This window comes from Rhizobium rosettiformans W3, assembly GCF_004912135.1.
Taxonomy (GTDB): Bacteria; Pseudomonadota; Alphaproteobacteria; order Rhizobiales; family Rhizobiaceae; genus Allorhizobium; species Allorhizobium rosettiformans.
The window spans coordinates 1-13,666 of sequence record NZ_STGU01000031.1 but is presented as its reverse complement, the minus strand read 5'-3'; the positions used below and the strand labels follow the sequence as shown (position 1 = coordinate 13,666).

The 13,666-nt window shown below is 60.2% G+C and carries 10 protein-coding genes and 1 tRNA gene; 1 reads left to right on the top strand and 10 read right to left on the bottom strand.

The window, feature by feature from the left end:
* From rpoC to FAA86_RS23380, 10 genes are all read right to left on the bottom strand, one after another.
* The coding region (rpoC, locus tag FAA86_RS23425) for a DNA-directed RNA polymerase subunit beta' (protein ID WP_136543635.1) at positions 1-4,022 on the bottom strand (4,022 nt) is incomplete at its 3' end.
* 192 nt (positions 4,023-4,214) lie between these two features.
* On the bottom strand, positions 4,215-8,348 hold the full coding sequence (gene rpoB, locus FAA86_RS23420; protein ID WP_136543633.1) for a DNA-directed RNA polymerase subunit beta: 4,134 nt from the start codon (positions 8,346-8,348) through the stop codon (positions 4,215-4,217).
* Positions 8,349-8,594: 246 nt separating this feature from the next.
* Entirely contained in the window at positions 8,595-8,978 is a 384-nt protein-coding gene (gene rplL / locus FAA86_RS23415) for a 50S ribosomal protein L7/L12 (RefSeq protein WP_113462466.1), read from the bottom strand.
* A 61-nt stretch (positions 8,979-9,039) separates the two neighbouring features.
* A complete protein-coding gene (gene rplJ, locus FAA86_RS23410; RefSeq protein ID WP_113462465.1) occupies positions 9,040-9,558 on the bottom strand; it encodes a 50S ribosomal protein L10 in 519 nt (172 codons plus the stop codon).
* Between the two features lie 342 nt (positions 9,559-9,900).
* Complete coding sequence (gene rplA / locus FAA86_RS23405) at positions 9,901-10,599, bottom strand: 50S ribosomal protein L1 (protein WP_136543631.1); 699 nt, start codon at positions 10,597-10,599, stop codon at positions 9,901-9,903.
* A gap of 2 nt (positions 10,600-10,601) precedes the next feature.
* A complete protein-coding gene (gene rplK / locus FAA86_RS23400) occupies positions 10,602-11,033 on the bottom strand; it encodes a 50S ribosomal protein L11 (RefSeq protein ID WP_006728786.1) in 432 nt (143 codons plus the stop codon).
* A 149-nt stretch (positions 11,034-11,182) separates the two neighbouring features.
* A complete protein-coding gene (nusG, locus tag FAA86_RS23395) occupies positions 11,183-11,713 on the bottom strand; it encodes a transcription termination/antitermination protein NusG (RefSeq protein ID WP_113462463.1) in 531 nt (176 codons plus the stop codon).
* A gap of 16 nt (positions 11,714-11,729) precedes the next feature.
* On the bottom strand, positions 11,730-11,930 hold the full coding sequence (secE, locus tag FAA86_RS23390; protein ID WP_054149598.1) for a preprotein translocase subunit SecE: 201 nt from the start codon (positions 11,928-11,930) through the stop codon (positions 11,730-11,732).
* Positions 11,931-12,112: 182 nt separating this feature from the next.
* Positions 12,113-12,188, bottom strand: a tRNA-Trp gene (locus tag FAA86_RS23385).
* A 118-nt stretch (positions 12,189-12,306) separates the two neighbouring features.
* Positions 12,307-12,945, bottom strand: a complete 639-nt coding sequence (locus FAA86_RS23380; RefSeq protein ID WP_136543629.1) for a hypothetical protein — start codon at positions 12,943-12,945, stop codon at positions 12,307-12,309.
* Between the two features lie 229 nt (positions 12,946-13,174).
* On the opposite strand from FAA86_RS23380, the gene FAA86_RS23375 reads away from it, so the two are divergent.
* Entirely contained in the window at positions 13,175-13,549 is a 375-nt protein-coding gene (locus FAA86_RS23375) for a pentapeptide repeat-containing protein (RefSeq protein WP_113462461.1), read from the top strand.
* The last annotated feature ends 117 nt before the right edge of the window (positions 13,550-13,666 follow it).

Below are 13,666 nucleotides of genomic sequence, written 5' to 3'. Positions count from 1 at the left end.
CCCTGCAGCGTGTCGGTCTTGCCGGCGATCGCAGCTTCCGTGAGAACCTTGGTGGTTTCCTGGAAGGATGCGGCCGAGATGAACGACGGCGTCTGCAGCGAGGCCTTGGTGATGCCGAGGAGGACCGGTTCGCCGTATGCCGGCTTCTTGCCTTCCTCGATCAGGCGCTCGTTCGCGTCGTCCAGTTCGATGCGGTCGACATTGTCGCCCACGATGTACTGGCTGTCGCCACTGTCGGTGATCTCGACCTTCTGCAGCATCTGGCGAACGATCACCTCGATGTGCTTGTCGTTGATCACAACGCCCTGCAGTCGGTAGACTTCCTGGATTTCGTTGACCAGGTACGAGGCGAGTGCCTCGACGCCCTTGATCGCCAGGATGTCGTGCGGAGCCGGATTACCGTCGAGGATGTAGTCACCCTTTTCGATGTAGTCGCCTTCCTGAAGGTGGAAGGGCTTGCCCTTCGGGATCAGGTATTCGACAGGCTCGACACCGTCTTCTGCCGGCTCAATGATGACGCGACGCTTGTTCTTGTAGTCGCGGCCGAGGCGGATCGTACCATCGATCTCAGCGATGATGGCGTGGTCCTTCGGACGACGGGCTTCGAACAGTTCGGCAACACGCGGCAGACCACCGGTGATGTCCTTGGTCTTGGCGCTTTCCAGCGGCGAACGTGCGAGAACGTCACCCTGAGACACCTTCTGACCAGGCTCGACCGACAGGATCGCGTCGACCGAGAGCTGGAAGCGTGCTTCGCCGCCACGGGCGAGCTTGAGCACGTTGCCGCTTGCGTCCTTGATGACGATCGCCGGCTTGAGGTCCGAACCGCGCGGGGTCGAACGCCAGTCGATGACCTGACGCTTGGTGATGCCGGTCGACTCGTCGGTGGCTTCGAGCACGGAGAGACCGTCGACGACGTCCTCGAAGTGCACGATACCCTCGACTTCCGTCATCATCGGGCGGGTGTACGGATCCCACTCGGCCAGACGCTGGCCGCGCTTCACCTTGTCACCGTCATCCACGAAGACCTTCGAACCGTAGGCGACACGCTGCGAAGAGCGCTCGATGCCGCGCTCGTCGAGGATCGTGATCGCCATGCTGCGGCCCATGGCAATCAGATTGCCTTCGGAATTGCGCAGGATGTTGCGGTTCTTGATCTGCACCGTACCTTCGTACGAGGCTTCGAGGAACGACTGGTCAACCACGGTCGCCGTGCCACCCAAGTGGAAGGTACGCATGGTCAGCTGGGTACCCGGCTCACCGATCGACTGTGCGGCGATGACGCCGACGGCTTCGCCCATGTTGACAGGCGTACCACGGGCCAGGTCGCGGCCGTAGCAGATCGAGCAGACGCCCGTCTGAACTTCGCAGGTCAGAGCAGAGCGGATGCGGATCGACTGGATGCCAGCCTTTTCGATTTCCACGACATGCGGCTCAAGGATCATCTGACCGGCATCAACGATGCGCTCACCCGTGACCGGATGATCGATATCATCCAGCGCGGTACGACCGAGAACGCGGGCGCCGATGGAGGCAACGACCTGACCGGCGTCGACGATCGCCGTCATGGTGAGGCCCTTGTCGGTGCCGCAATCCACGAGGTTGACGATGCAATCCTGCGCCACGTCGACGAGACGACGGGTCAGGTAACCGGAGTTCGCGGTCTTCAGAGCGGTGTCTGCGAGACCCTTACGGGCACCGTGGGTCGAGTTGAAGTACTCGTTAACGGTCAGACCTTCCTTGAAGTTCGAGATGATCGGCGTCTCGATGATTTCACCCGACGGCTTGGCCATGAGGCCGCGCATGCCGCCCAGCTGACGCATCTGGTTCGGTGAACCACGGGCACCCGAGTGCGACATCATGTAGATGGCGTTCATCGGCTTCTGGCGGTTGGTCTCAGGATCGAACTCGACAGCCTTAATGCGGGCCATCATGTCCTCTGCGACCTTTTCGGTTGCCTTGCCCCAGGCGTCGACGACCTTGTTGTACTTCTCGCCCTGGGTGATCAGGCCGTCGTTGTACTGCTGCTCATATTCCTTGACCAGCGTTTCGGTGTCACCGACGATCTTCGCCTTCGTTTCCGGGATGACCATGTCGTCCTTGCCGAAGGAGATGCCCGCCTTGCAGGCGTGGGTGAAGCCCAGCTGCATTATGCGGTCGCAGAAGATGACCGTGTCCTTCTGGCCGCAATGGCGGTAGACCGTGTCGATCATCTTGGAGATGTTCTTCTTGGTCATTTCCTGGTTGCAGATGTCGAACGGCACGTTGACGTTCTTCGGCAGCAGTTCGCCGATGATCATGCGGCCAGGCGTGGTTTCATAGATCTTCGAAACCGGGTTACCCTCGGCGTCGACAGTCTTGAAGCGGCCCTTGATCTTGGCGTGCAGCGTGACGACCTTGTTTTCCAGAGCATGGTGCAGTTCGCCCATGTCGGAGAAGGCCATGCCTTCGCCCGGCTCGTTCTGGTTCTGGATCGACAGATAGTAGAGGCCGAGAACCATGTCCTGCGACGGAACGATGATCGGTGCACCGTTGGCCGGGTGCAGGATGTTGTTCGTCGACATCATCAGGACGCGGGCTTCGAGCTGCGCTTCGAGCGACAGCGGCACGTGAACGGCCATCTGGTCACCGTCGAAGTCGGCGTTGAAGGCCGTGCAGACGAGCGGGTGCAGCTGGATGGCCTTGCCTTCAACCAGGGTCGGTTCGAAGGCCTGGATGCCCAGGCGGTGCAGCGTCGGTGCGCGGTTCAGGAGAACCGGATGCTCGCGGATGACCTCGTCGAGGATATCCCAGACTTCCGGCTTTTCCTTTTCAACCAGCTTCTTGGCCTGCTTGACGGTCGAGGAGTAACCCTTGGCGTCGAGGCGGGCGTAGATGAACGGCTTGAACAGCTCGAGCGCCATCTTCTTCGGCAGGCCGCACTGGTGCAGCTTGAGTTCCGGACCGGTCACGATGACCGAACGGCCGGAATAGTCGACGCGCTTGCCGAGCAGGTTCTGACGGAAGCGGCCCTGCTTGCCCTTGAGCATGTCGGAGAGCGACTTCAGCGGACGCTTGTTGGCGCCGGTGATGACGCGGCCACGACGGCCGTTGTCGAAGAGCGCGTCTACAGATTCCTGCAGCATGCGCTTTTCGTTGCGGATGATGATGCCCGGAGCGCGCAGTTCGATCAGGCGCTTCAGACGATTGTTACGGTTGATGACGCGACGATAGAGATCGTTCAGGTCAGAGGTCGCGAAGCGGCCGCCATCGAGCGGAACCAGCGGGCGCAGGTCCGGCGGGATGACCGGAACGACCTTCATGATCATCCATTCCGGACGGTTGCCCGACTCCATGAAGTTCTCGACGATCTTCAGGCGCTTCATCAGCTTCTTCTGCTTGAGATCCGACGTGGTGTCGGCAAGCTCGGAACGCAGATCGCCAGCGATCTTTTCGAGGTTCATCGAGGCCAGCATTTCATAGATGGCTTCAGCACCGATCATAGCGGTGAACTGATCTTCGCCGAACTCGTCGACGGCCATCATGTACTCTTCTTCAGAGAGAAGCTGGTTTTCCTTGAGCGAGGTCAGGCCCGGCTCGGTCACGATGTAGTTCTCGAAATAGAGAACGCGCTCGACATCCTTCAGCGTCATGTCCAGAAGCGTGGAGATGCGCGAGGGAAGCGACTTCAGGAACCAGATGTGGGCGACCGGGGCTGCGAGTTCGATGTGGCCCATGCGCTCGCGGCGAACGCGCGAAAGCGTGACTTCGACGCCGCACTTTTCGCAGATGATGCCCTTGTACTTCATGCGCTTGTACTTGCCGCACAGGCACTCGTAGTCCTTGATCGGTCCGAAGATACGCGCGCAGAAAAGGCCGTCACGCTCGGGCTTGAACGTGCGGTAGTTGATGGTTTCCGGCTTCTTGATCTCGCCATAGGACCACGACAGGATCTTTTCCGGGCTCGCGATCGAGATCCGGATGCTGTCGAAGTGCTGAGCCGGCACCGACGGGTTGAAAAGGTTCATGACCTCTTGGTTCATGCCTGTCTCCTTTTGGGGCTAGGAGCCCTCGATCAGGTCTTGGTGGCGGCGGATTCCCGGGATGCCGCCCCAGACCTTCAAAATGACAATAACCGCGAAATGCGGCGAAACTCCCCTTCTCGTCCCGATTTTGGCCGCGGGACACTCCGGGGATGGCGTGCGCGGTGAAAACCACGCACGCCTTTGTCAAACTTACTCGGCTGCGTCGGGCAGCTGGCCCTCTTCCGGCAGGATCTTCGAGTTCTCGAGCTCGACGGAAAGGCCCAGAGAGCGCATTTCCTTGACGAGAACGTTGAAGCTTTCCGGAATACCGGCCTCGAAGGTGTCGTCGCCACGGACGATCGCTTCGTAGACCTTGGTACGGCCGGCCACGTCGTCCGACTTCACCGTCAGCATTTCCTGCAGGGTGTAGGCGGCGCCGTAAGCTTCCAGAGCCCAGACTTCCATTTCCCCGAAGCGCTGACCGCCGAACTGCGCCTTACCACCGAGCGGCTGCTGGGTGACGAGCGAGTACGGGCCGATCGAACGGGCGTGGATCTTGTCGTCGACCAGGTGGTTCAGCTTGATCATGTACATGTAGCCGACGGTGACCTGACGGTCGAAGGCTTCACCGGTACGACCGTCGTACAAGGTCGACTGACCCGAGGGGTTGAGGCCCGCACGCTTCAGCATCGCCGAGACGTCGCTCTCATGCGCACCGTCGAAGACTGGGGTGGCGATGGATACGCCACGCTTGGCTTCTTCGGCGAGCTTGACCAGCGCTTCGTCGTCGAAGTGCTTCACTTCGTCATGGGCTTCCGACTCGTAGATCTCCGTCAGTTCCTTGCGCAGATCGGTGATGTCGAGGTGCTTGCGATAGTCCTCGAGCATCTGGCCGATCTTCTTGCCCATGCCGGCGCAAGCCCAGGCAAGGTGGGTTTCGAGGATCTGACCGACGTTCATGCGCGAGGGAACGCCGAGCGGGTTCAAGACGATGTCGACATGCGTGCCGTCTTCGAGGAACGGCATGTCCTCGACCGGTACGATGCGCGAGACAACACCCTTGTTGCCGTGACGGCCGGCCATCTTGTCGCCTGGCTGGATCTTGCGCTTCACAGCGACGAAGACCTTGACCATCTTCATGACGCCCGGAGGCATTTCATCGCCGCGCTGGACCTTCTCGACCTTGTCCATGAAGCGCTGTTCAAGGCGCGACTTGGATTCGTCGTACTGGCCACGGAGCGCTTCGAGTTCGCCCTGCACCTTTTCGTCTTCGACTGCGAACATCCACCACTGCGAGCGGGGGTATTCGGAGACGACGGCGTTGGTGAGCTCGACGCCCTTCTTGAAACCCTTCGGGCCGGCAATCGAGATCTGGCCACGCAACATGTCGAGCAAACGGCCGTAGACGTTACGGTCGAGGATCGCCTGTTCGTCGTCGCGGTCCTTGGCGAGGCGTTCGATTTCCTCGCGCTCGATGGCCATCGCGCGCTCGTCCTTCTCAACGCCGTGGCGGTTGAAGACACGAACTTCAACGACGGTACCGAAGGTGCCCGGAGGCATACGCATCGAGGTGTCGCGAACGTCTGAGGCCTTCTCACCGAAGATGGCGCGCAGAAGCTTCTCTTCCGGCGTCATCGGGCTTTCGCCCTTCGGGGTGATCTTGCCGACCAGGATGTCGCCCGGCTGAACTTCGGCACCGATGTAGACGATACCGGCTTCGTCGAGGTTCTTCAGCGCTTCTTCCGAAACGTTCGGAATGTCACGCGTGATTTCTTCCGGACCAAGCTTGGTGTCGCGGGCCATGACTTCGAATTCCTCGATGTGGATCGAGGTGAAGACGTCTTCCGAGACGATGCGCTCCGACATGAGGATCGAGTCCTCATAGTTGTAGCCGTTCCAGGGCATGAACGCGACGAGCGCGTTGCGGCCCAGCGCCAGATCGCCGAGGTCGGTCGACGGACCGTCCGCGATGATATCACCCTTGTTGACGATATCGCCAACCGTCACCAGCGGGCGCTGGTTGACGCAGGTGTTCTGGTTCGAACGCTGGAACTTCTGCAGGCGGTAGATGTCGACGCCGGACTTGCCCGGATCGAGATCTTCCGTTGCGCGGATAACGATACGCGTCGCGTCGACCTGGTCGACCACGCCGCCGCGACGGGCGCCGATGGCAGCGCCGGAGTCACGGGCAACGATCGGCTCCATGCCGGTCCCGACGAACGGCGCTTCGGCACGCAGAAGTGGCACGGCCTGACGCTGCATGTTCGAGCCCATGAGCGCGCGGTTGGCGTCGTCGTTTTCCAGGAACGGAATGAGAGCGGCCGCGACCGAAACCAGCTGCTTCGGCGAAACGTCCATCAGGTTGATGGTGTCGCGCGGGGACAGCATGACTTCGCCAGCGTGACGGCAGACGACGAACTCTTCAACGAACTGGCCATCGGCCGTCAGTTCAGAGTTGGCCTGGGCCACGTAGTACTTGGCTTCTTCCATTGCCGAGAGATAGACGACCTCGGTCGTGACCTTGCCGTCCACGATCTTGCGGTACGGGCTTTCGATGAAGCCGTACTTGTTGACGCGGGCGAAGGTTGCGAGCGAGTTGATCAGACCGATGTTCGGGCCTTCCGGCGTTTCGATCGGGCAAATACGGCCGTAGTGGGTCGGGTGAACGTCGCGGACTTCGAAGCCTGCGCGCTCGCGGGTCAGACCACCCGGTCCAAGAGCAGACAGACGGCGCTTGTGGGTGATTTCCGAAAGCGGGTTCACCTGGTCCATGAACTGCGACAGCTGCGAGGAGCCGAAGAATTCGCGGACGGCAGCAGCAGCCGGCTTGGCGTTGATCAGGTCCTGCGGCATGACGGTGTCGATTTCGATCGACGACATGCGTTCCTTGATCGCGCGCTCCATGCGGAGCAGGCCGAGACGGTACTGGTTTTCCATCAGTTCGCCGACGGAGCGAACACGACGGTTGCCGAGGTTGTCGATGTCGTCGATCTCGCCCTTGCCGTCACGCAGTTCGACCAGCATCTTGACCACGGCCAGGATGTCGTCCTTGCGCAGAACGCGAACGGTATCCGGGCAGTCGAGGTCGAGACGCATGTTCATCTTTACGCGACCAACGGCCGAGAGGTCGTAACGCTCGGCGTCGAAGAACAGCGACTGGAACATGGCTTCAGCCGATTCCATGGTCGGCGGTTCACCCGGACGCATGACGCGGTAGATGTCGAACAGAGCGTCCTGACGGTTCTCGTTCTTGTCGGCCGAGAGCGTGTTGCGGATGTAGGCGCCGACATTGATGTGGTCGATGCCGAGGATCGGGATTTCGTCGAAGCCGGCTTCCAGGATCTGCGGCAGCGACTTCTCGTCGATTTCCGCACCAGCTTCCATGTAGATTTCACCGGTCGACATGTTGACCAGGTCTTCGGCGAGGTAATTGCCGAACAGGTCTTCGTCGGAAGCCTTGAGGAACTTCACGCCCTTCTCGGTCAGCTGACGCAGCAGACGCGGGGTGAGCTTCTTGCCACCTTCGACGACGACTTCGCCGCTGTCGGCGTCAACGAGGTCGGAGATCGCCTTGGCGCCCTTGAGCGTTTCCGGGTTGAACGGGAAACGCCAGCCCTTGCCATCACGCTCGTAGACGGACTTCGAGTAGAAGGTCGACAGGATTTCTTCGCCGTCCATGCCAAGCGCCATCAAGAGCGAGGTCACGGGGATCTTGCGACGACGGTCGATACGGGCATGCACGATGTCCTTGGCGTCGAATTCGATGTCGAGCCAGGAACCGCGATAGGGGATGACGCGGGCAGCAAACAGCAGCTTGCCCGACGAATGGGACTTGCCCTTGTCGTGATCGAAGAACACGCCCGGCGAACGGTGCATCTGGGAAACGATGACGCGCTCGGTGCCGTTGACGATGAAGGTACCATTGTTCGTCATGAGCGGCATGTCGCCCATGTAGACGGACTGTTCCTTGATGTCCTTGATCGAACGTGCTCCTGTATCCTCGTCAATATCGAACACGATCAGGCGCAGAGTGACCTTGAGCGGTGCGGCATAGGTCAGATCGCGCTGGCGGCATTCGTCGACGTCGAACTTCGGCGGCTCGAATTCGTAGGAGACGAATTCCAGCATCGATGCACCGGAGAAATCGGTGATCGGGAATACGGACTTGAAAACAGCGTTGAGCCCCTCGTCGGGACGGCCGCCCTGCGGCTCGTCGACCATGAGGAACTGGTCATAAGATGCCTTCTGAACCTCGATGAGGTTCGGCATTTCTGCGACTTCTGGAATTTTTCCGAAAAACTTGCGTACGCGCCTGCGACCGTTAAAGGTAAGGGTCTGAGCCATCGTCGCTCCTTGTCAGTTTGCACCCGGGCCTGCAACAGACGGTGACCGCTGGCCAGGCGGCTCCGTCAAAAAATGGATCACTCAATCTCGTCTCGAGATCCGGACGGCCGGCCGGTTTGCCGGGCGCGCGGGTCAAGACCATCCTCTTGAGAACCCATTACCCAGGAACCGTTTTCAGACGGTTCCTGGGTAATATGTTCGGAGGAAACGGGCGGGAGAAGGAACTTCCCCCGCCACATTCCGATATTACTTGACTTCGACCTTAGCGCCGGCTTCTTCAAGCTTCTTCTTGAGGTCAGCAGCTTCGCCCTTGGAAACGGCTTCCTTGACCGGCTTCGGAGCGCCTTCGACGAGGTCCTTGGCTTCCTTGAGGCCGAGGCCGGTGATGCCACGAACTTCCTTGATGACGTTGATCTTGTTGGCGCCAGCGTCAACGAGGATAACGTCGAATTCGGTCTTTTCTTCTTCAGCAGCAGCAGCAGCACCGCCGGCAGCGCCGCCAGCAGCAGCAACAGCTACGGGAGCAGCAGCCGAAACGCCCCACTTTTCTTCGAGCATCTTGGAAAGCTCAGCAGCTTCCAGAACGGTCAGCGAGGAGAGGTCTTCTACGATCTTAGCGAGATCAGCCATTTTACTAGTCCTTTAGAGTTCGGTTCGAACTGGTTTGATTATTGAACAGCGAAAAACCGCCTTACGCGGCTTCGTCCTTCTTTGCGTAGGCCGCAAAAACGCGCGCCAGCTGCGAAGCCGGGGCCTGTACAACGCCTGCGATGCGGGTTGCCGGGGTCTGAATCATACCCAGCAGCTTTGCACGCAGTTCGTCCAGCGAAGGCAGGGTCGCAAGCGACTTGACTGCTTCAGCGTTCAGCGTGGTCGCGCCCATGGCACCACCGAGAACAACGATCTTGTCGTTGGTCTTGGCGAAATCCATGACGACCTTGGGAGCCACGATCGGGTCTTCGCTGTATGCGATCAGCGTCTGACCCTTGAAGAGATTGCTCATCCCTTCGGACTCCGTGCCCTGAAGAGCGATCTTGGCCAGACGGTTCTTCGCGACTTTGACGGTGCCGCCAGCAGCGCGCATCTTCGAACGAAAATCGTTCATCTGTGCGACTGTGACACCAGCATAGTGGGCCACGACAACCGAACCGGAAGCCTTGAAGACTTCGTTCAGCTCCGTGACAAATTCGCGCTTTTCCGCTCTTTCCACTGTCTGTCTCCAGTTGATGGGACCGCAATCCTGCAGGCCCCACCGGGTTTGCCTTTGCCTCAAGGGATCCAAACATGTCGGACCCCGAGCGACGCTTGAGGATCCTGTCCCCTCTGCTTGGAGCACGCTCCAGGCACAAGGCGAATAAGGCTCGAACCGAACTTCAAGACGTCATCAGACGTTTAAATACGGATCTTACCCGTCTCATGAGGGCGAACATTAAGGCCCGGGGGCCACCCACAATCTCGGACAGGAGTGTCTGGGTTTAAAACCAGACATTTCCGGCCCCGAAAGGCCGGAAACTTGATGGACCGGAGCGCGAGGCTCCGGCCGAATTCATGATCAGGCGACCGTGACGGTGGCCGGGTCGATCTTGACGCCCGGGCCCATGGTCGAGGAGATCGCTACGCGCTTGACGTAGTTGCCCTTGGCGCCAGCCGGCTTTGCCTTGACGACGGCGTCAGCGAAAGCCTTGATGTTTTCTTCGAGCGCCTTGGCGTTGAAGGAGGCCTTGCCGATGCCGGCGTGGATGATACCAGCCTTTTCGACGCGGAACTCGACGGCACCGCCCTTGGAAGCCTTGACGGCGCCCGTGACGTCCATGGTGACCGTACCGACCTTCGGGTTCGGCATCATGCCACGCGGGCCGAGAACCTTACCGAGGCGACCGACGAGCGGCATCATGTCCGGGGTGGCGATGCAGCGATCGAAGTCGATCTTGCCGCCCTGGACGATTTCCAGCAGGTCTTCTGCGCCGACGATGTCTGCACCAGCAGCCTTGGCTTCGTCAGCCTTGGCGCCGCGTGCGAAGACGGCAACGCGAACGTCACGGCCCGTGCCGTTCGGCAGGTTGACCACGCCGCGGACCATCTGGTCTGCGTGACGTGGGTCGACGCCGAGGTTCATGGCGATTTCGATCGTTTCGTCGAACTTGGCGACGGCACGTTCCTTGACCATCGAGATGGCGTCGGACAGGGCGACCAGCTTGGTCGGGTCAACGCCTTCGCGGATCTTCTGAATACGCTTTGCTACCTTGGCCATGATCAACCTACCACTTCCAGGCCCATGGAGCGGGCAGAGCCCTCAACCATCAGCATTGCGCCTTCGATGTCGGCGGCGTTCAGATCCTTCATCTTGCCTTCGGCAATTGCACGGACCTGTGCCTTCGTGATCGTACCGACCTTCGCACCCTTGCCCGGAGTCTTCGAGCCAGAGGTGATCTTTGCTTCCTTCTTCAGCCAGTAGGTGACCGGCGGCTGCTTCATTGCGAAGGTGAAGGACTTGTCCTGGTAATAGGTGATGACGACCGGGATCGGCATACCCTTTTCCATTTCCTGCGTGGCGGCATTGAACGCCTTGCAGAATTCCATGATGTTAATGCCACGCTGACCAAGGGCCGGGCCGATTGGCGGGGACGGGTTCGCCGATCCTGCCTTGACCTGGAGCTTGAGCTGGCCTGCAACTTTCTTAGCCATTACTCTCTGCCTTTCATTTCAGACCGGTTGCCCGATCCAGTATGCCAGCCTGAAGCTGGCGGCTGCGGTTGCGTGGTACGTCTGAACGGTCCGGCTTAAGAGACCGCCATCCTCCCACGCGGGTCGGGGAGTTACCTCCCTTTCTCCGATCAGACCTTTTCGACCTGACCGTATTCGAGTTCCACGGGGGTCGCGCGACCGAAGATCGAGACCTCGACCTTGAGGCGCGAGCGCTCTTCGTCCACGTCCTGGACGATCCCGTTGAAGGAGGCGAAAGGACCGTCGGAGACGCGAACCTGTTCGCCGATTTCGAAGGAGACGGAGGACTTCGGACGCTCGACGCCTTCCTGGACCTGGCCCAGGATGCGCTCCGCCTCGAAATCCGGGATCGGAACCGGTTTGTTGTCGGAACCGAGGAAACCCGTGACCTTCGGGGTATTCTTGATCAGGTGGTAGGCTTCGTCCGTCAGGTTCGCCCGCACCAGCACGTAGCCGGGGAAGAACTTGCGTTCGCTGTCCACCTTACGACCGCGACGAACCTCGACGACCTTTTCGGTCGGAACGAGGATCTTTTCGAAGAGGTGCTCAAGGCCCTTCTGACGCGCCTTGTGCTCGATGTCTTCCGCGACCTTCTTTTCAAAATTAGAATACGCGTGGACGATGTACCAACGTGCCGCCATGTTCGTCTCCGCCCGATTAATTGCCAACGCTCAGCACGAGGCCGAGCAACCAGCTGATCAGCTGGTCCGCGCCGAAGAAGAACAGCGCTGCGAAAAACACCATCGCCAGGACCATGAGCGTCGAAATCGTGGTCTCGCGACGCGAGGGCCACGTCACCTTGGACGTCTCGGAGCGTACCTGCTGCAGAAACGCGAATGGATTACCCTTGGATGCCATTTATTGCCCACGCATTTACGGCGCGTAAAGCCGACCTTGGTCAGCCCCACGCACCGCGTGTCTGTTTGAACCCTACATAAAGACCCCTTCCCCTTTTCACAAGAGGGAAAAGCTCTTCTGCAACTTTTCGGCTTTGCCAGTGCTTTTTGCTCGTCGCAGCCCTCAGGCGCGCCGTGCGGACATGGCAGGGGCAGAGGGGCTCGAACCCCCGACCTGCGGTTTTGGAGACCGCCGCTCTACCAACTGAGCTATACCCCTAAGCCTCGCCTCCGACAGAAACGCTCCCGTCCGAGGCATGGCGCTCCCTTTAAGACGGGCGGGCCGGAATGGCAAGTGTCTTTTTTCTGCTTTTCACCAAAGCGACCAAAGGGATCGTTCACCAGCGGCGATTGATGCGGGCATCCAGTCGGGCATTGGGCTCCTGGGCGAGATCGGAAAGCGTGGCCTTCAGGCTGATGCCGAGCGGAAGACGCTTCTCCAGCCGCAGTTCGGCGCTCAACGGCGCCTTGTTATTCATGATCACTCCGCCCGTGAGTGTCGCGTTGAAGGCGCGGAAGGCCATACTCAAGTCCTGTCGGGCGATATAGGCGGGCTCACCATCGGTGCGGCGGCCGGCCTCGATCGTCCGTGTCGCGGACACGCTCCCCATATCATTGTCGAGAAGCGCTCCCGACTGGCGCAGCGCGGCACGGGCAGCGCCGGTCGCCGGATTGGCGAGCAGGGCCAGCGTGGTTGCGGCTCCACCGCCCTTCAGGAGATCGTATTCGCCCCACATGCGCAAAGGCGGGCTCACCGTTCCGGCTGCAGATGGCGTGGACACCTTGATCGTCGATTCGGTCCCGAAGCGCGGGCGACCAGGCAAGTCGAGTGCGAGGCCGGTGCGAATCGCAAGATCATCGGGGGATCCGCTGGCGACCCAGAGGAAGGGCCCCTCGCCCGCAGACGCCACCGTTACCTGCGAGAGCAACCACGCCGACAGCGCCACACGCCGGATGCCAGTTCTGCTCAGAGACATCATCGCTCGTCCGATGTTTTCCAGCGGATATCCGCGCCAACCGAATCAGGATAGTTTCAAAGGTAACCCCGTAGCGGCGGCGTTAGAACGCAAGCCTTTGCATGGGTGGCATGCAGCTCATGCGTCAGGGATTTCCCGACATGGCGCGTGACATAGCCGGACTTTGCAGCCAGCTTGCCTGTTTTTCGAGTTTGACTGATACTCTCAAGGCGCCACGCGGAGGACAGACATGATCCGTATCAGCAATGCCGCCCTGCCCGGTTCCGAGTTCGACGACAGCGACCTGACCGAATCCCGCTTCAGCGATGTCTCTCTGAAAGAGGCCGTGTTCAGCAATGTCGATCTCGGCCGCGCGCTCGTGACCGACGCCAATGCCGAGCAGATGATCGTGCGCAATGTCGCGATGAATGCGGTGGTGATGGAGAATGTCGTCATGCATGGGGCCAGCGTCACCCATGTCGACTTCAATGGCAGCACGATCCGCTTTGCGAGCCTCGCCGACACCTCGATTGCCGAATGCGACCTCAGCGGCATGACGATCAATGGCTATCTGGTGACCGATCTGCTGCGGCTGGCGGAAGAGCAGTCCCTCGAGCGGGCTTGATAAGCGCGAGCCGGAGGGCCGCCCTTACGCGCACGGCACCCATACACTGCGAACCCTAGACGCGAAAAGGCCCCGCTGTTTCCAGCGAGGCCCTTTCACCTTGTCGATCAGATCGTC